The following is a 17,819-nucleotide window of genomic DNA, read 5'->3' as shown; positions in this document are numbered from 1 at the left end:
TATTAACGTTGCGATAGCGAAGGAGTTAATATAATTAATTATAAAAAGAGTCAGAGAGGAAAGCGAAGATGCCCATAACAGAAATACTTACCCGCAATGCCCGGTTGTATGGTGATGAGGTCAGCCTAATCGAGATCAATCCGGAGCTGAAGGAAAAGCGCGGTAAAACATGGCGCGATTACGAATTGATTGAAACAAACCCGGTGGCCAAATTCCGGCGGGAGATCACCTGGCGTGAGTTTGACGACAAAGCAAACAGGTTTGCCAACCTCCTGCTGGAGAGAGGTGTAAAAAAGGGAGACAAAGTTGCTATACTGCTGATGAATTGCCTGGAATGGCTGCCGATTTATTTCGGTGTCCTTAAAACAGGAGCTGTGGCGGTGCCTTTAAACTTTCGCTATACAGCCGAGGAAATAAAATACTGCCTGAACCTGTCGGATGCTGACTTACTGGTCTTCGGCCCGGAATTCATCGGCCGCATGGAAACGGTTATCGACCAGATTCCTAAAGTTCAAATGCTCTTCTTTGTAGGAGAGGATTGCCCTACCTTTGCGGAAAGCTACTATCACCTGGTTGCAGACTGCTCCACTGTAGATCCGCAAATCGAACTTACAGATGAGGATGACGCCGCAGTCTATTTTTCCTCGGGAACCACAGGATTCCCCAAAGCAATTCTCCACAATCACCGCAGCCTTTTATCTTCCTGTTATACGGAACAAAACCACCACGGGCAGACACGGGAGGACAATTTCCTGTGTATCCCGCCGCTGTATCATACCGGAGCTAAGATGCACTGGTTCGGCAGTTTGCTGGCGGGAAGCAAAGCTGTTTTGCTGCGGGGAGTTAAACCAGAATGGATCCTGAAAGCGGTTTCCGATGAAAAGATTACCATAGTCTGGCTTCTGGTCCCCTGGGCGCAGGACATTCTGGACGCTATTGAAAGCGGAGAAGTCAATCTAAAGGATTATACACTTGACCAGTGGAGACTGATGCATATCGGCGCGCAACCTGTCCCGCCCAGCCTGATTCACCGCTGGAAGAAATATTTCCCCAACCACTTGTATGACACCAATTACGGGCTCAGCGAATCGATCGGCCCGGGTTGTGTCCACCTTGGTATAGAAAACATCCACAAAGTCGGCGCAATTGGCAAGCCAGGCCTGAAATGGGAAGCAATGATCGCTGACGAGTCAGGCAGCCCTGTGAAGCAGGGAGAAGTGGGAGAACTGATTGTAAGAGGCCCGGGTGTGATGAAATGTTACTATAACGACCCGGAGGCAACCGCGGCTGTGCTTAAAGACGGCTGGCTTTTTACCGGAGATATGGCGCGTATGGACGAAGAAGGTTTTATTTATCTAGTTGACCGGAAAAAAGATGTGATTATCAGCGGCGGCGAAAACCTGTACCCGGTACAAATTGAAGATTTTCTACACGGGCACGAGGCTATTAAAGATGTTGCGGTGATTGGCCTGCCGGACCAGCGACTGGGTGAAATCGCGGCGGCTATCATAGAATTAAAGCCGGATCATGAGTGCACTGAAAACGATATAATGCAATTTTGTTCTTCCCTGCCGCGCTATAAACGACCGCGCAAGATTATCTTTGATCAGATCCCGCGCAACCCAACCGGTAAAATTGAAAAGCCGAAACTGCGCGCAAAATATTGCGGCGGCAGCTTAGTAGCTGCTCAAACCCAGAATTAAAAAACTCAAGCTACCCCTAAGAACATAGAAAAGGCTTCCGAGGAAACCCCGGAAGCTTATTTTTTTGGCGCGCATGGAGAGATTCAATTAATTAAAAAAGAAACAAAAGTTACTTTTTGATCGCCACTAAGAAACGAAAACGAGAAATAGTTACTTAGTACTATAAGGTTTAATATTAGTTGATCTTATCTATTTTCATGTGTACAGGCATATCTATTGGCATAATGGCTTAACTGTTGGCATATAAAAATGGAGCCTTAAAACAGTGATATCACTGCTTTCAAGCTTCATTGTAAATGGTTTCAACGTCATACAAAACACTTCTAAAGCCCAATCACATTACCCGTTGATTATCGTTCGTCCTGCGCCACCCTGTAGCGTCACCCTCAAAGCAGGGCAGCTTATCCTTGGCCATACCCGCCATGGTCAAAAACAAAACGGTAGTCCCCGGTCGCACAAGAGCCTAACCCCCAACGCGATATACTTTTTAAGAACCACCTGTAAGTATCTACCAGTTCGACAGACTTACCAGGTATCCGTATCTACTCATTTTCAGACCCGGATCCTGCTGCGTGTTTGCCCCCCTGGGGGGACCCTGGCGCCGTACCGCAAGAGGTGCCGTGAACAGTAGGGAGCAAATAAAAAGGCTAATTGTTGAGAAAAGATGAGTTTACACTCATCTTCTCCTTTAATAGTTGTGTTATTTTAGAACCCTAACATTTGTTGTTGTTATAATTAAAGTTTTACCATTTAAATCCTCAGGAGCATATGTATCCAGGCAATTTTCTATAGCTAAATTAACTTGGGCTGGAGTTGTTGGGTTTACTTTTACCAAAATTATACCTCCACACTTACTCGCATCAAAGGAATAAAAATGTTTTCTATTTAGTGTAATAATTATACGATTATCTTTTTGGGCCAAGATGAATACCTGCTCATCAGTTCCACCAACTGCGGATGATATATCGTTTGGGTGAATATGAGCTACATCAAACCCTTTACCTTTTAACATACTACATGTCCTAGGGGAAATGCACTCATCCAGCAAGAATCTCATAGGGAAGCCCTCACTACTTATCTTCTACATCCGCTATTGCTGAGGCAAATAATAAGGCATTACTAATATCTTCTTCTGTTAAATGAGGGAATTCCTCAACTATTTCATTAACGGTTAATCCACCTGCAAGGTAATCAAGAATAACAAATACCGGTATCCTTGTATTTTTAATTACTGGAGTACCTCCCATGATATCTTCCTTGATAACAATGTTACCCCCAAGCTTTACCGCTCGATCGACCAAAATTTGCCTATAAACCATTTCTTTTTTGTTGTCATTAAAATCATAATCATTTTTAGGCACTTGATATTTCACCCCAAACTCACAAGTTGTAGGGAATGTATATTCAGAAGCCCTTTGCTTCATTATTCTTTTTTTATTCCTATTTTTTCCATCAACTAATAGAGTTAAATTAAATAATAATAAATATTTTCCAATACCTTATTTAAAAAATCACAATATTTATCAAGACCATCATAATCTCTTATCATTACTCCAGACATGTCAGGTGCTAATTTAAGACTTGCCCCTTCATTATTTCTCATGTTTATTATTTCGTTATGGTTATCAGTGGTTTTTACATATGGAAATATTTCAAGTAAAGAGTGCGCTAATCTTCCCTTGTAATCCAAGAACAAAGTTTGAAATGGATATCTAATTTCTGTTATTACAGAATCAAAAGTGATCTTTGCCAATATTGAGCACTCCTTAAAAATTTTAGTGTTTTGATTTTAACAAGTTTTGCTAAATAACTCCAGAACGATTTGGAGAGAGATATCGGCATAATGCTTTCATTATCTCTGTTTTACTGTTCTTTTTATAGTTTTATAGAGAATTGGTTTCATCTAAATTTTATTCTAATAATACCGTAGCCGTCCTTCTTATCCAGGCCGGCGAAAAAGCAAAAAATGTTCAGGACTATTAGGCCATGAGAAATATGCTACAACAATGGATATCTATGCCGAGTTCATGCCTGAAGAGGAAAAAACACAGACCGCTGAAAAGTTAGATAAAATACTCGTTGAGTTAATGTAAAAGTCCCTACCCAAAGGCAAGGACCTCGAGAGATACAAGCCAGGGGTGGCAGCCCCTGGTTTTTGCTTTTAAGTTGTCAGACAATTCTACTGGCATACTTATTTGCATAAAACCCTTTTGGGGTTTAAATTTCTGGCGCGCCTGGAGAGATTCGAACCCCCGACCTTCTGATCCGTAGTCAGACGCTCTATCCAGCTGAGCTACAGGCGCATTTTATAAAGAGCCTCTTTCATATGGCAAGTTCCATTTTAACAAAATCGCTATGACTAGTCAAGGCAATGTTCTCTGGCAGTGATGTTACTTGCTGGCTAATTGCTTTTACAAAATTTTTATAATCCGGTCAACCTGACGGTCCTCGCAAATAAAATGTTAGAGAACCTTTATAAAGCAGGTGAAACATGCTTAAGCAGGATCATTTACGGCCGGAGACATCGGTGATCATCCCCTGTAAAAACGAAGGCCGAAACTTGAAAATGACTATAGACTCGATCCTGGCGGCGTCTCAGGACGCGCCGCCGGGCAAGCTGGAGATTGTGGTTGTCGACGACGGGTCAGACGACGGCTGCGGCGATTTCCTGAAAGAAACCGGCATTTGCGGCAGCTTGCGTTATATTCCCACCCCCGGGCTGGGAGTGGCGCAGGCCAGAAACCTCGGCGCCGCTGCAGCCCGCGGTGAGTATTTAATCTTCTGTGACGCTCATATTACAGTGCCGGCGGGCTGGCTGGATAACCTGCTGGAGCCTTTAAAACAGGGTCTGTTTGACGCTGTGGCGCCGGCTATAGGCGCCCTGGAAAACCCTGCGGCCGTTGGTTATGGACAAACCTGGGACGAACAACTCCAGGTCGCCTGGCTGCCACCGCCGCGTCAAATGCAGCCAGGCGCGGCTCCTCTCCTGCCGGGCGGCTGTGTGGCGGTGCGCGCCGGAGCTTTTTGGGAAGCGGGCGGCTTTGACCACGGGTTCATTGTCTGGGGGATTGAGGACGTGGAACTATCACTCAAAATGTGGCTTTTTGGCTTCAGGCTTGGCGTGAATCCCTCGGTAAAAGTACTGCACCTGTTCCGCAAAAAGCACCCCTACCCGGTTAAAATGGACCACTTTCTTTACAACATGCTGCGCATGGCCTATTCACACTTCAATAATGAACGGGTTGAAAAGGTCATGCGTTTAGTGGAGCGCAACGGCTCCTCCCAAATGATAAACCAGCGTGTTTTGAGGGGCGGCGCCCTGCAGCAGCGCAGTCAATACCTGGCCAGGCGCAAGTATGACGACGACTGGTTTATGAAAAAATTTAAAATTAATTTTTAGTAAAAAATTAAAGGCACATTTACCAGTGGAAACGCGCCTTAAAATCTTTATGGCGGAGAGTGAGGGATTCGAACCCTCGATACAGGTTTATGCCCGTATACTCGCTTAGCAGGCGAGCGCCTTCAACCTACTCGGCCAACTCTCCAAAAAATTTAATTTCTCTTTTTCTTGCCTAAAAGGTGCTGGCGGAGGGGGTGGGATTCGAACCCACGGGACCCGTCAAGGACCAACGGTTTTCAAGACCGCCTCCTTCAACCGCTCGGACACCCCTCCATTTTAGTCGTTAGTCGTTGGTCGTAAGTCGTTGGATTGCTTGTGGGAAATCGCCTGTGGCGATTTCCTTCAATTTAAGTGACCGGTTATGCTCGTTAAACGCATTATAAAGTCTAACATAGATCAAAAACCATGTCAATAAACTTGCCTTAAAACCAGTCTTCTCCTGTGTTTCAGCCAATCCTGGCCAAACCGCCCATATACGGGCGCAGGACTTCGGGTATGGTAACCGACCCGTCAGCCTCCTGGTAGTTCTCGATAATAGCGGCTACCGTCCGGCCGACAGCCAGCCCCGACCCGTTCAGAGTATGGGCCAGTTCGGCCTTGCCCCTGCCGTTCCTGAAGCGTATCCCCGCCCGGCGGGCCTGAAAATCTTCGAAATTACTGCAGGAGGAAATCTCCTTGTACTCCTGGTAACTGGGCAGCCAAACCTCCAGGTCATATGTTTTCGCGGACGAAAACCCCATGTCGCCGGTGCACAGGACCACTGTCCGGTAAGGCAGTCCCAGGGTTTGCAGCACCCTTTCCGCGTCAGCGGTGAGCTTCTCCAGTTCCTCATAAGACTGTTCGGGCTTGCAAAACTTGACCAGCTCCACTTTATTGAACTGGTGCAGGCGGATTAACCCCCGCGTATCCCTGCCGGCGGCGCCGGCCTCAGCCCGGAAACAGGCGCTGTACGCGCAGTGCAGTATCGGCAGCTTTTCACCGTCCAGGATTTCATTCCGGTACAGGTTGGTTACCGGCACCTCAGCGGTAGGAATCAGGTAATAATCGGTGTTTTCTATTTTAAACATGTCCTCGGCGAATTTAGGCAGCTGCCCTGTTCCCACCATGCTGTCACTATTAACCATAAAAGGCGGAAATATCTCAACATAATTATGCCGGGTGGTGTGCAGGTCGAGCATATAGCTGATCACAGCCCGCTCCAGCCGCGAACCAAGGCCCTTGTAAAAGCAGAACCTCGCCCCGGTAACTTTCCCGCCGCGTTCAAAGTCAAGTATGTCCAGGGACTCGCCAAGATCCCAGTGAGGCTTGGGCGTAAAATCAAAGCTGCGCGGCTCGCCCCAGGTGCGTACAACAGCGTTGTCCGCGGCGCTTTCCCCGACCGGCACTGATTCATGCGGGATGTTAGGGATATCTAGCAGAATAGCCTTAAGTTTTTCGTCCAATTCCCTGACTGTTTCGTCTTTGTCTTTGATCTCCTTGGAAAGGTCCCGCATTTCCACTACCAGGTCAGGCGCGTCCTTGCCTGATTTTTTCAGGCGGCCTATTTCCTCGGAAACGACATTGCGCCTGTTTTTCATCTGTTCAACCACAAACAGCCTTTCCCGGCGCTCCTCGTCCAGCCGCAGAAATTCATCAAGCGTTACTTTAGTGCCGCGTTTAGCCAGGGCTTCCTGGACCACCTGCGGGTTGTTGCGCACAAACTTCAGATCAAGCATATTTTTGCCCCCAATTGGTACTTTAAAATAATCAGTATATTCTAAATCAGTTCTATTATTATACTACACAGGGCCGGCCCTTGTAAAACTATGGGTACACCGGAAAACATTGAGGCGCCTGCAAGCAGGCGCCCCAATTATTCTCAGACTCAGCCTTTTACCTTTTTTACAGGCTTACATTCTTTACGCCCAGCACCCCGTCGATTTTGGCAATCTCCGCCAAGGTTTCTGCCGGCACGGGAGCGTCAACACTCAGCAGCATTACCGCTTTGCCCCCGATCTTTAAGCGGCCGACCTGCATGGCCGAGATGTTGATGTTATGGGCGCCTATAAGGTTGCCCACCGGCCCGATGATCCTTGGCTTGTCGATATGGGGAATGTACAGCATATGCCCTTCGGGAAAAGCATCGACGTGGTAGCCGTCTATGGACACGATGCGGGGGTCGGTACGCCCGAAGATAGTTCCGGAAACACTGAGCTCTTCCTTGTCCGATGCTGCTTTGACAGTGATCAGGTTGGCATAATCGCTTCCTTCCCCCGCCTGTTTTTGGACTACGCTGATGCCCCGGTCCCTGGCCAGCAGCGGCGCGTTGACATAGTTGACCATCTCCTGCAGGATAGTGTCCAGGAAACCTTTGATGACCGCGGTGGTAATAGGAGAGACCTCCTGGTTGGCCAGGTCTCCGTCATAGGTTATTTCAATTTTCTTAATCCGGCCCGCTACCAGCTGGGCGACGAATTTACCCATCTTTTCAGCCAGGCTGAGGTACGGACTGACCACAGCCATTGTTTTAGGACTTAGCGACGGGATATTAACCGTGTTTTTAACCGGTTCTCCCTTGAGCGCCGCTACAATCTCCTCGGCCACATCCACAGCGACCAGAAGCTGTGCTTCCTGGGTGGAAGCGCCCAAGTGCGGGGTAGCAATAAAGTTGTTGAACTCAAAGAGAGGGCTGTCGGTATTCGGTTCTTTTTCGAAAACGTCCAGAGCGGCCCCGGCCACCTTGCCGGACTTCATGGCTTCATACAGCGCCGATTCTTTGATAATGCCCCCACGGGCGCAGTTGATGATCCTTACCCCTTGCTTCATCGTCTCAAAAGCTTTTTCATCCAGAAGGTACTTGGACTCTCTGGTCAGAGGCAGGTGAACGGTGATAAAATCAGACTGCTTGAAGATCTCTTCCAGCGACAACAGCTTAACACCCAGTATGGCCGCGTTCTCCTCCGTGATATAGGGATCGTAAGCAACGACTCTCATTTCCATGCCCTGCGCTCTTTTGGCGACCGCCGACCCGATCCGGCCCAGGCCGATCACGCCCAGCACTTTGCCCCTTAACTCAACACCCATGAAAGACTTCTTGTCCCACTTGCCGGAGCGAAGGGTAGCGTTGGCCTGGGGTATGTTGCGCGCCAGGGACTGCATCATGGCCATGGTCAGTTCCGCCGCGGCAATGGTATTGCCGCCCGGGGCGTTAACCACCAGCACACCTTTGGCAGTCGCGGCGGCCAGGTCAATATTATCCACGCCGACGCCGGCGCGGCCGACCACTTTGAGCTTGGTGGCGTGTTCGAGCACGCGCGCGTTGACCTTGGTGGCGCTGCGTACGATCATCCCGTCGTATTCGCCGATTATTCCCACCAATTGGTCTTCAGTTAATTTATTCGGGATATCAACCTCAATATCCGGTTCCCGTCTCAAGGCCTGCAGGCCCTCTTCTTCCACACCGTCCAGTACCAATACCTTCATCAAAAACTACCTCCCTAAAAGTACTTCCTGCGCCGCTTTTACGCCGGCTCCCAGCTGGAACTCGTAACCGGCCTTGGCCAAAGCCATTTCAAGGGCGCTGATGGCGATAATCACATCCATCCTGTCGCAAAAACCCATGTGGGCGATCCGGAAGCCTTTGCCTTTAACAGCGCCCTGACCGCCTGCAAAGGTGACACCATATTCATTTTTGATAATTTTCCTGAGGTCATCGGCGCCGATACCCTCCGGACCCCAGACACCGGTAAGAGCGTTGGAGGCGCAGCGGTCCTCAGCCAGCAGCTTTAATCCCAAAGCCCTGACGCCGGCCCTGGTAGCTTTGGCCAACAGGGCATGGCGGGCGTAAACATTGTCCAACCCCTCGGCCAGCATCATATCCAGCGACGCTTCCAGGCCGTAGAAAAGCGACACAGCCGGTGTATAAGCGGTATTCCATTTGTCATAAACCTTCTTAAAAGCAGGCAGGCTGAAATAAAATCTGGGCGATTTGTTGTTTTTCGACACTTCCCAGGCCTTGTCGCTGACACTGACCATGGCCAGGCCGGGGGGCAGCATAAAGGCTTTTTGTGAAGCGGTGCAGAGCATATCCACACCCCACTGGTCTACTTTAATCTCTATCGCGCCAACTCCGCTGACGCCGTCCACAAGCAGCAGCGCGGGGGTCTCCGCTACCAGCGCGCCTATGCCTTCAATGTCGTTGCACACACCGGTGGAGGTTTCGTTCTGAGTCGCCAGCACCACCTTTACGTCAGGGTGTTCAGCAAGTTTTTTCTCAACAACCGCCAGGTCCACATCATTGCCGTAGCCGAAATTCACTTCTATTACTTCCGCGTTGTACGCCTTGGCGATATTGGCGAACCGCTCCCCGAAGTTGCCGGTGATTAATGACAGCACTTTGTCGCCGGGGCTGACAGTATTGGCGATGGCGGTTTCCAGGGCGCCGGTGCCGGTGTTGGTCAGCACAAAGATATCATTTTTCGTCTGAAATACCAACTTGAGTTTTTCTACGATCCGCTCGTGTATTTTGGCAAACGCATCGGTCCTGTGCCCGATAATAGGCATACTCATGGCGGCGGTTACCGCCGGCGGTACGGGCGTCGGTCCGGGAATCATCAGGTAATGTTTGTCTTGCATCATTTAATATCTCCTCCTTTTTGTATTCCGGTTAAATAAGTTTTGAAATATTATAAAACCCCCCGTCCTTGTAAAATAAATACAGGGACGAGAGGTTTCTCCCGCGGTGCCACCCTTCTTGAACGGCAATAGCCGTTCCTCTCGAGCTTGTGATAACGGGAACTGCCCGTGTCTGCCTACTGCTGCTTTCAGCAAACACCCTCAGGGGAGCCTTTTCATCCTGCCGATCCTGCCGGTTCACAGCCACCACCGGCTCTCTGGAAGGTTTTCGACTGACTACTTTACCCCTTCACCGGGTTTACAATGGACCACCTTTTTTTAGTGAATCCGCTGTTTTTTTAAATATGTCTAAAATACTACTACATCTGACATCTTTTTGCAATAGTGTTTGTCAATGACGCGCTATTCTTAATATTTAGAGTGTTTAAGTTTGCCTACAGGCATTTTTCAAGGAAGTAGCGGTGGATCCTGTTATCCCCTGTCAGTTCGGGATGAAACGCCGCCGCCAGGAACCTGCCTTGACGGGCAAAAACGATTTTTTCACCATACCTGGCCAGCACTTCGACCCCGCTTCCCACACTCAGGATATACGGCGCCCGGATAAACACCGCCTGGAAGGGAGGCTTTCCGACAGCAGCAATGTCAAGATCAGTTTCGAAGCTGTCAACCTGCCTGCCGAAAGCGTTTCTTTCCACCCGCATATCCATCAGGCCGAGGCGCGGCTGAGCAGAGCCGGCTATATCCCTGGCCAGCAAGATCAAACCGGCGCAGGTGCCGAATATGGGCAGGCCGTCCCGTCCTAATCTTGTAATAGGCTCAAAAAGGTTAAATTCATTTAGGAGCTTGCCCATGGTAGTGCTCTCGCCGCCTGGTATAATCAGCCCCGCCAGGCCGTCAAGCTGCTCAGGTTTTCTAATCTGGGCCGATTCCACACCGCAAGCCTCGAGCATTTTCTGGTGCTCCCTGAAAGCCCCCTGCAGGGCCAGGACCCCCACTTTCATCTGTTACATCCTTCCGCTTAAAAAATAAAAATAAAACAATTTGACAGGATTAACAGGATTATTTGGATTTACAGGATTTTAAATATTATTAAAAATAAATTACTAATTTTTTCTAAGCCATCAGTAAATTCTTTTGCCTAACTATAAATATCATTAAAATCTATTTAATTCTTTAGCCTTTTAAAATCCTGTTAATCTTTTTTCAAATCCTGTTAATCCTGTCCTTGTTGTTTTTCCGACGTCTGACGACCGACGACCGATTTACCACCCGCGGTCCTGCATGCGCTGTTCGGGGGCGATGGTCTGTATTTCCAGGCCGGGCATAGCTTCGCCCAGTTCTTTCGATACTTCGGCCAAAATCTTTGGATCATTATAGTGGGTAGTGGCAACGACGATGGCTTTGGCCCTTGCAGCGGGGTTTTTAGACTTGAATATGCCTGAACCCACAAAAATGCCGTCACAGCCCAACTGCATCATCAAGGCCGCGTCAGCGGGAGTGGCTATGCCGCCTGCCGCGAAGTTAACCACGGGCAGCCTTCCCAACTCCGCCACCTGCTTCAGCAGCTCGTAGGGCGCGCCCATATCTTTGGCGGCTGTCATCAGTTCCTCAACCGGCAGGTTCTGGACCCGGCGGATCTCTCCCATTACCATGCGCATGTGACGCACAGCCTCAACCACGTTGCCGGTGCCCGGTTCCCCTTTGGTCCTGATCATGGCCGCTCCCTCACCGATGCGTCTCAGCGCCTCGCCCAGGTTGCGCGCGCCGCACACAAAAGGTACGTTAAACGCGTTCTTATCTATATGGAAACTCTCATCCGCAGGTGTCAGCACTTCACTTTCATCGATATAGTCGACACCAAGGGACTCGAGGATCTGCGCCTCCACAAAATGGCCGATGCGGGCTTTGGCCATAACCGGTATGGTCACAGCCTCCATAATCTGCAGGATAATAGTCGGGTCGGCCATCCTGGCCACCCCCCCGGCAGCCCGGATATCGGCAGGGACCCTCTCCAGAGCCATAACGGCGCACGCGCCTGCCTCCTCAGCTATTTTTGCCTGCTCGGGAGTTGTAACATCCATGATTACGCCGCCTTTTAACATCTCTGCAAGGCCTTTTTTTACTGTCCAGGTTCCTTTTTTAACCACTAAAAATACCCCCAATCAAGCTTCTTCTAACTATCAAATTATTCTATAATAATTTAAATTTAAAAACAAGAGAGTTGTTGGGGCAAAAAAAAGCGCCCGTTCAAGGCGCATACCAGTCACAGGCGGTCAATTACAGGCTGAATGAAGTAAAGTGTTTTCTTTAAAAGCGCACCGGCGGCAAATGACAAGGAAAGTGTCAGGACAAGCATCAAGATTATTTTGCATGTCTTTTTGATGATCAACCCTCCCCACCAACTGGTAATATATGTTAATAATAACATATTCTGAAAATTATTTGCCTATGCTCCTTTTCTTTTTTTTGCAATCAAAAAACAAAAGCCACCGCCCTGGTGGTGGCTTTGCAAAACAAATCTTTGATTATTAGAGGCAGAAATTTATTCGTCTGTGTGGACTTTCGCCACCGCAACCACTGTGTCGTTCAGGTCAAGCCTCATTAAGGTAACTCCCTGGGTGGCGCGGCCGATCTTGGAAACATCCTCTGCTTTATACCTGATCGCTATCCCTTCAGCGCTCACCATCATTATTTCATCATCGCCCTTAACAACCTGAACAGCCACTACCGGCCCGTTTCTCTTGTTAACTTTAATATTGATAATACCTTTGCCGCCCCTGGTCTGGGCCCGGTATTCAGAAAGCATGGTCCGCTTGCCGAACCCGTTTGCTGTAACCGTAAACAAAAACGAATCAGGGCGGGCAGTTTCCATGCTTACCACTTCATCTTTGTTGGTCAGGCTGATGCCCTTCACTCCCCTGGTATTGCGGCCCATCGGGCGCACCTGCTCCTCGGGGAACCGGATGGCCAGGCCCTGCCTGGTGGCCAGTATAATTTCCTCCTGGCCGCTGGTAAGCTTCACATCGACCAACTGGTCGTCTTCTTTTAAGGAAATAGCGATGATCCCGTCCCGCCTGGAAGTGTCATATTCATCAAGGGAAGTCTTTTTAACCATGCCTGACCTGGTGGCCATAAAAAGGTACTGATCGGGGTTATATTCCTTAACCGGGATCACGGCTGTAACCTTTTCATCTGTTCCCACATAAAGAAGGTTAACGATGGCCATACCCTTGGCCTGGCGCCCCGCTTCCGGAATCTCATGCACCTTCAGCCGGTAGACCTTGCCCTGGTTGGTGAAAAACAGGAAAAAGTTGTGGGTGGTGGTGATAAACAGGTGACGCACAAAATCCTCGGTCTTGGTGCCCATGGCCATCACGCCGCGGCCTCCCCGGCGCTGGCTGCGGTAAGTGTCCAGAGGTATTCTTTTGATATACCCCTGGTTGGTGATGGTAATCACCACGTCTTCCTCGGGGATTAAATCCTCCGCCTCAAGCGCGGTCGCTTCTTCATTTGAGATAACAGAGCGCCGCGGGTCGGCGAACTTTTTCTTTACGACTAAAAGCTCGCTCTTGATAATCTCCAAAACTTTTTTTTCACTTGCCAGCACCGAACGAAGGTAGGCTATTTTGCTGACAAGTTCCTTATACTCCTGTTCCAGTTTCTCAAGTTCCAGGCCTGTCAGCTGTCTCAGGCGCATTTCCACGATAGCCTCGGCCTGTCTTTCCGAAAGCCCGAACTTTTCCATTAAGGACTTCTTGGCGATATCAGTAGTTCTGGAAGCCCGGATAGTTTTGATTACTTCGTCCAGGTAGGCGATGGCTGTGCGCAGGCCTTCCACAATATGCGCGCGGTCTTCCGCCTTTTTTAATTCGAAGCGGGTACGCCGCACAATCACATCTTTTTGGTGTTCCAGATAGTAAAACAGGACCTGTTTTAAGCCTAGTGTCTGGGGCTGGCCGTCCACCAGGGCCAGCATGTTCACACCAAAGCTCTCCTGCATCTGGGTGTGCTTGTAAAGCTGGTTTAAAATGACCTGGGGGTTGGCGTCCCGCCGCAGTTCGATCATAATCCGCATGCCGCGGCGGTCAGATTCGTCGCGCAGGTCGCTGATACCTTCCACTTTTTTATCTTTGACCAGCTCCGCTATTTTTTCAATCAGCCTGGCCTTGTTGACCTGGTAAGGGATTTCATTGACAATGATACACTGCTTGCCGTTGTCAGTCTTGTCTATAGTGACCTGGGCGCGCACCTTGATACTGCCCCTGCCGGTGCGGTAAGCGTTCCAGATACCTTCCCTGCCCATGATTTTGCCGCCGGTGGGAAAATCCGGGCCCTTGATTACTGTCATTAGGTCTTTTACTTCTGCTTCAGGATTTTCAATCAGCATGATCACGCCGTCGATTACCTCACCAAGGTTGTGCGGCGGGATATTGGTGGCCATGCCGACAGCAATGCCGGACGACCCGTTGATCAGCAGGTTTGGTATGCGGGAAGGCAGTACAGTCGGTTCTTCTGTCTTTTCATCATAGTTGGGGATAAAGTCCACTGTGTCTTTTTCTATATCGGCCAGCATTTCCAGGGTTATTTTGGCCATCCTGGCTTCGGTATAACGCATGGCCGCAGCGGAATCACCGTCCACTGAGCCAAAGTTGCCGTGCCCGTCCACCAGCGGGTAGCGGCAGGCAAAATCCTGGGCCAGCCGGACCAGGGCGTCATAGACGGCAACATCACCATGGGGGTGGTACTTGGCCAAAACTTCCCCGACAATGTAGGCGGATTTACGGTGTGATTTGTCCGGCGACAAACCCAGAGAGTGCATGGCGTAAAGAATTCTGCGGTGAACCGGCTTCAGACCGTCCCTGACGTCCGGCAGCGCTCGCCCTACAATCACGCTCATGGCGTAATCCAGGTAGGAGTGCTTCATTTCCACATTTATGTCAATAGGTATTACCTTCCCGGTTGAGGACGGCAATGGTGTGTCACCTCCAATATGTAAAGCTCCTTTACCAAGGGGCATTATACCAAAATAATCAGGTAAAAGCAATTTTATGAATTCAGGCCGGAACAGTATCAGTTTTAAAAAAAAACAGGCCTTACGCCTGCTTTAATCTAAAACACTTTGTGTAATATTCCTTGAGCTGCTTTCCCGCGGCCAGGCAAAATTCATGGGCAGCCGCCCCGGGGTATTGCGCTCTTTACCCCTTTTAAAAACAGGCCGTTTTACCGCGCCGGCAGCGTTATTCAACTGGCATCCCCCCCGGTGTGTGCCATGCAGAGGGGAAGTTCATACAATCAAGCTGCACCACCTCAACCTTTTTTGTAAGTTTGTTTTTCTCTAATCAATTCGTACGTACGAAGGATCTTTTGTCCTGCCTTGCCGGGGGCGAGTCTTAAGCCTCGCCCGAACCTGCACAATAATGTCTGCGGCCAGCGCCGTGAAACAATAAATATTTTTGTTTCCGCCAAGCAAGCACCTCCTTAAACCCAGCTTTTCTTTTATGGCCCCCTGATAACGTGAGAACCCGTCTCATTAGCAATGGTAATTATGATTACAGCAGCCCATTTCAGCTGTTCCGCCGCTGTGTTGATTTTAAAAATAAACCTTTCCCGCAAAAACGATTTCATCCTGTCCAGGGCGACAGGCGCCGCCGCGGTAACGTCCTGTAAAAAGTGAGCTGTTTTTTCCGCAATGGCGCCGGCCAGGAAGGCGGCCGCCAAAAGCAGCGCTATTAAAAATAGTGACTTCACTTTTTTTGCTTTGTTGGGCCTGTATACTGTAATAGCTCTCATCTAAAATCTCTCCCCGCTCCTGCTGTGATTCAAAAAGAGCCGGTCACTCTTAAAACTTTAAAATATATCCTGTGTGCGCCGGGATCCCCCTTTCATAACCCTTTATGTTTATCTTGCTACCCGCCCCGCTAATAGTTAACCGGGCTAGGTTTTATTTTACATAAATTACCACTGCGTTTTTGCTTTAAATACTAACACATCGATGCAAACTCTGTTTTTGGCAATATATGGTTATTAAACTAAATTATCTCCCCCAATCTCTTCATACATTCATCTCTCTAAATTTTTAGAACAGGGACCAAAAAATTAAAAAAAACAGTTAGAATAGCTGCTCTAACTGTCGTGTATGATAAAGATCTTGTAAAAAGTTATATTTTACACATCTAAATTGCGTACGGCCCGGGCGTTTTCCTGAATGAAATCCCGGCGCGGCTCCACCCTGTCCCCCATCAGCATGGAAAAGATGGCGTCCGCTTCAACAGCGTCTTCCAGGGATACCTGCATCACCGTCCTGCTCTCAGGGTCCATTGTTGTTTCCCAGAGCTGGGTTGCGTCCATTTCACCCAGGCCTTTGTAACGCTGTACAGTTATCCCTTCCCTGCCGGTCTTGTTCAAATGTTTTTCCAGCTCGGCGTCGTTATAAATATATACTTCGCTTTTACCTTTCTTCACCCTGTATAAAGGAGGTTGGGCGATGAAAACATAGCCTGCCTCCACCAGCGGGCGCATGTAACGGTAAAAGAAAGTAAGCAGCAGCGTCCTGATATGAGCGCCGTCAACGTCCGCGTCAGACATCAGGATCACCTTGTGGTACCTTGCTTTGGATATATCGAACTCTTCGCTGATACCGGTGCCCAGGGCTGTGATCATAGCCCGGATCTCTTCATTGGCCAGGATCTTGTCCAGGCGTGCCTTTTCCACGTTTAAAATCTTGCCGCGCAGGGGCAGGATGGCCTGAAAGCGCCTGTCACGTCCCTGCTTGGCGGAGCCGCCCGCCGAGTCGCCCTCCACCAGATACAGTTCAGAGACCGAGGGGTCACGGTCAGAACAGTCTGCCAGTTTTCCCGGCAGAGTTGAGCTTTCCAGGGCGCTTTTGCGCCTGGTGAGTTCCCTGGCCTTGCGCGCCGCCTCACGCGCCCTGGAGGCGTTGAGCGACTTTTCCAGAATACGCCTGGCCACAGGCGGGTTTTCCTCCAAAAATGTGCCCAGCCCGTCTCCCATGACTGAATCAACAATACTTCTAACTTCACTGTTGCCAAGCTTTGTTTTGGTCTGTCCCTCGAACTGGGGCTCGGGTACCTTTACACTGATTATAGCTGTGAGACCTTCCCTGATATCCTCGCCTGACAGGTTGCTGGCGCCGTTCTTAAGCAGGTTGTACTTTTTCCCGTAATCATTAATAACCCTGGTCAGCGCTGCTTTAAAACCAGCCTCGTGGGTTCCTCCGTCAACAGTGTTGATATTGTTGGCGTAAGAAAAAATGCTGTCCACGCTATAGGAGTCGGTGTACTGCAGGGCTACTTCCACCATAACGTCTTCCCGCTGTTTCTGGAAGTAAATCGGTTTGTTGTGCAGCGGAGTCCTGTTTTTGTTTAAATATTTGATATAATCCTTGATCCCGCCGTCATGCTGGTATATTACTTCAAGGCCGGCCCGTTTGTCTTTGAGTATAATTTTAACACCTGCATTAAGGAAAGAAAGCTCCCTCAGGCGCTGGGCCAGGGTGTCCTGGCTGAATTCCAGCTCCTCGAAAATTTCCGGGTCGGGTTTAAAGCTGATCTTAGTCCCGTTGCTTTTACTTTTTCCGATGATTTCTAACTCGGTTACAGGTACTCCTCTTTGGTATTTCTGACTGTAAACATTGCCTTTCCGCCTGACCTCCACTTCCAGCCATTCAGAAAGGGCATTGACCACGGAGATGCCCACCCCGTGCAGGCCGCCGGAAACCTTGTAACCGCCCCCGCCAAACTTGCCGCCGGCGTGCAGTTTGGTCAGCACCACTTCCACCGCGGGGCGGCCTACCTGGGGCTGGATGTCCACAGGTATGCCCCGGCCGTTGTCAATAACAGTTATAGAATTATCTTCGTTTATAACTACTTCGATACGGTTGCAAAAGCCGGCCATGGCCTCATCAATGCTGTTGTCGACCACTTCATACACCAGGTGGTGCAGCCCCCTGGTGCTGGTGCTCCCAATATACATGCTGGGGCGCCTTCTTACAGCCTCAAGACCTTCTAAAACCTGTATTTCTTCTGCTCCATAACGGTTGTTGTCATTTGCGGCAGACAATCACCATCACCCCTTTACTACCA

17 protein-coding genes, 3 tRNA genes and 1 other annotated feature are annotated in these 17,819 nt (G+C 49.3%); of the genes, 2 read left to right on the top strand and 18 right to left on the bottom strand.

Translation table 11 applies throughout. From position 1 onward, the window contains the following. Positions 1-68: 68 nt before the first annotated feature. Positions 69-1,703: a class I adenylate-forming enzyme family protein gene (locus tag Pmgp_RS00700; protein WP_134212039.1), complete on the top strand. Its 1,635-nt coding sequence runs from the start codon at positions 69-71 to the stop codon at positions 1,701-1,703. A 334-nt stretch (positions 1,704-2,037) separates the two neighbouring features. Here the strand turns inward: Pmgp_RS00700 and Pmgp_RS20470 are convergent, their stop codons facing one another. From Pmgp_RS20470 to Pmgp_RS00680, 5 genes are all read right to left on the bottom strand, one after another. Then, positions 2,038-2,160 carry a hypothetical protein gene (locus Pmgp_RS20470; RefSeq protein WP_282432849.1) on the bottom strand — a complete coding sequence of 41 codons (123 nt, stop codon included), beginning with the start codon at positions 2,158-2,160 and terminating at the stop codon, positions 2,038-2,040. 243 nt (positions 2,161-2,403) lie between these two features. Then, a complete protein-coding gene (locus Pmgp_RS00695; protein WP_134212038.1) occupies positions 2,404-2,760 on the bottom strand; it encodes a DUF5615 family PIN-like protein in 357 nt (118 codons plus the stop codon). Positions 2,761-2,773: 13 nt separating this feature from the next. Then, a complete protein-coding gene (locus Pmgp_RS00690) occupies positions 2,774-3,127 on the bottom strand; it encodes a DUF433 domain-containing protein (protein ID WP_243119666.1) in 354 nt (117 codons plus the stop codon). 41 nt (positions 3,128-3,168) lie between these two features. Then, entirely contained in the window at positions 3,169-3,456 is a 288-nt protein-coding gene (locus Pmgp_RS00685) for a hypothetical protein (protein ID WP_134212037.1), read from the bottom strand. Between the two features lie 473 nt (positions 3,457-3,929). Continuing rightward, positions 3,930-4,006 (bottom strand) — tRNA-Arg (locus Pmgp_RS00680). A gap of 188 nt (positions 4,007-4,194) precedes the next feature. Here Pmgp_RS00680 and Pmgp_RS00675 point away from each other — a divergent pair. Next, the gene (locus Pmgp_RS00675; RefSeq protein ID WP_134212036.1) at positions 4,195-5,103 is read left to right on the top strand and encodes a glycosyltransferase; all 909 of its coding nucleotides are present in this window, start codon (positions 4,195-4,197) and stop codon (positions 5,101-5,103) included. Positions 5,104-5,153: 50 nt separating this feature from the next. Here Pmgp_RS00675 and Pmgp_RS00670 read toward each other — a convergent pair. The 13 genes from Pmgp_RS00670 to gyrB all read right to left on the bottom strand — a co-directional run bounded on the left by Pmgp_RS00670 (position 5,154) and on the right by gyrB (position 17,796). Continuing rightward, positions 5,154-5,248, bottom strand: a tRNA-Ser gene (locus tag Pmgp_RS00670). 38 nt (positions 5,249-5,286) lie between these two features. Then, a tRNA-Ser gene (locus Pmgp_RS00665) sits at positions 5,287-5,376 on the bottom strand. Positions 5,377-5,549: 173 nt separating this feature from the next. Next, positions 5,550-6,818: a serine--tRNA ligase gene (serS, locus tag Pmgp_RS00660; protein ID WP_134212035.1), complete on the bottom strand. Its 1,269-nt coding sequence runs from the start codon at positions 6,816-6,818 to the stop codon at positions 5,550-5,552. A gap of 166 nt (positions 6,819-6,984) precedes the next feature. Then, positions 6,985-8,565 carry a phosphoglycerate dehydrogenase gene (gene serA, locus Pmgp_RS00655; protein ID WP_192902707.1) on the bottom strand — a complete coding sequence of 527 codons (1,581 nt, stop codon included), beginning with the start codon at positions 8,563-8,565 and terminating at the stop codon, positions 6,985-6,987. Between the two features lie 6 nt (positions 8,566-8,571). After that, the gene (locus Pmgp_RS00650) at positions 8,572-9,717 is read right to left on the bottom strand and encodes a pyridoxal-phosphate-dependent aminotransferase family protein (RefSeq protein ID WP_192902711.1); all 1,146 of its coding nucleotides are present in this window, start codon (positions 9,715-9,717) and stop codon (positions 8,572-8,574) included. An 80-nt stretch (positions 9,718-9,797) separates the two neighbouring features. Beyond that, positions 9,798-10,019 (bottom strand) — a binding site (T-box leader). A gap of 132 nt (positions 10,020-10,151) precedes the next feature. Further along, positions 10,152-10,718, bottom strand: coding sequence for a pyridoxal 5'-phosphate synthase glutaminase subunit PdxT (pdxT, locus tag Pmgp_RS00645; protein ID WP_134212032.1), 567 nt, complete (start codon positions 10,716-10,718; stop codon positions 10,152-10,154). A 261-nt stretch (positions 10,719-10,979) separates the two neighbouring features. After that, positions 10,980-11,864: a pyridoxal 5'-phosphate synthase lyase subunit PdxS gene (gene pdxS / locus Pmgp_RS00640; protein WP_134212031.1), complete on the bottom strand. Its 885-nt coding sequence runs from the start codon at positions 11,862-11,864 to the stop codon at positions 10,980-10,982. 116 nt (positions 11,865-11,980) lie between these two features. Beyond that, entirely contained in the window at positions 11,981-12,106 is a 126-nt protein-coding gene (locus Pmgp_RS20465) for a hypothetical protein (RefSeq protein WP_282432848.1), read from the bottom strand. Between the two features lie 153 nt (positions 12,107-12,259). Continuing rightward, positions 12,260-14,689 carry a DNA gyrase subunit A gene (gene gyrA / locus Pmgp_RS00635; RefSeq protein ID WP_134212030.1) on the bottom strand — a complete coding sequence of 810 codons (2,430 nt, stop codon included), beginning with the start codon at positions 14,687-14,689 and terminating at the stop codon, positions 12,260-12,262. Between the two features lie 132 nt (positions 14,690-14,821). Continuing rightward, the gene (locus tag Pmgp_RS19540) at positions 14,822-14,962 is read right to left on the bottom strand and encodes a hypothetical protein (protein ID WP_192902706.1); all 141 of its coding nucleotides are present in this window, start codon (positions 14,960-14,962) and stop codon (positions 14,822-14,824) included. A gap of 62 nt (positions 14,963-15,024) precedes the next feature. Next, complete coding sequence (locus Pmgp_RS19535) at positions 15,025-15,183, bottom strand: hypothetical protein (RefSeq protein ID WP_192902705.1); 159 nt, start codon at positions 15,181-15,183, stop codon at positions 15,025-15,027. Between the two features lie 30 nt (positions 15,184-15,213). Next, complete coding sequence (locus Pmgp_RS00630) at positions 15,214-15,507, bottom strand: hypothetical protein (RefSeq protein WP_134212029.1); 294 nt, start codon at positions 15,505-15,507, stop codon at positions 15,214-15,216. 375 nt (positions 15,508-15,882) lie between these two features. Continuing rightward, positions 15,883-17,796, bottom strand: a complete 1,914-nt coding sequence (gyrB, locus tag Pmgp_RS00625; RefSeq protein WP_134212028.1) for a DNA topoisomerase (ATP-hydrolyzing) subunit B — start codon at positions 17,794-17,796, stop codon at positions 15,883-15,885. Between the last annotated feature and the right edge of the window lie 23 nt (positions 17,797-17,819).

Origin of the sequence: Pelotomaculum propionicicum, from assembly GCF_004369225.1 — a bacterium.
Classification (GTDB): Bacteria; Bacillota; Desulfotomaculia; order Desulfotomaculales; family Pelotomaculaceae; genus Pelotomaculum_B; species Pelotomaculum_B propionicicum.
The sequence above is the reverse complement of the archived record's forward strand: the minus strand, read 5'-3'. Positions and strand labels throughout refer to the sequence as shown.

What these genes read in the sequence shown, in the direction of transcription:
- pdxT (WP_134212032.1), bottom strand. Translation starts at nt 10,718, where the DNA reads ATGAAAGTGGGGGTCCTGGCCCTGCAGGGGGCTTTCAGGGAGCACCAG.
- Pmgp_RS00690 (WP_243119666.1), bottom strand. Translation starts at nt 3,127, where the DNA reads ATGAAGCAAAGGGCTTCTGAATATACATTCCCTACAACTTGTGAGTTT.
- serA (WP_192902707.1), bottom strand. Translation starts at nt 8,565, where the DNA reads ATGAAGGTATTGGTACTGGACGGTGTGGAAGAAGAGGGCCTGCAGGCC.
- Pmgp_RS00700 (WP_134212039.1), top strand. Translation starts at nt 69, where the DNA reads ATGCCCATAACAGAAATACTTACCCGCAATGCCCGGTTGTATGGTGAT.
- Pmgp_RS00695 (WP_134212038.1), bottom strand. Translation starts at nt 2,760, where the DNA reads ATGAGATTCTTGCTGGATGAGTGCATTTCCCCTAGGACATGTAGTATG.
- Pmgp_RS00675 (WP_134212036.1), top strand. Translation starts at nt 4,195, where the DNA reads ATGCTTAAGCAGGATCATTTACGGCCGGAGACATCGGTGATCATCCCC.
- serS (WP_134212035.1), bottom strand. Translation starts at nt 6,818, where the DNA reads ATGCTTGATCTGAAGTTTGTGCGCAACAACCCGCAGGTGGTCCAGGAA.
- Pmgp_RS00650 (WP_192902711.1), bottom strand. Translation starts at nt 9,717, where the DNA reads ATGCAAGACAAACATTACCTGATGATTCCCGGACCGACGCCCGTACCG.
- Pmgp_RS00630 (WP_134212029.1), bottom strand. Translation starts at nt 15,507, where the DNA reads ATGAGAGCTATTACAGTATACAGGCCCAACAAAGCAAAAAAAGTGAAG.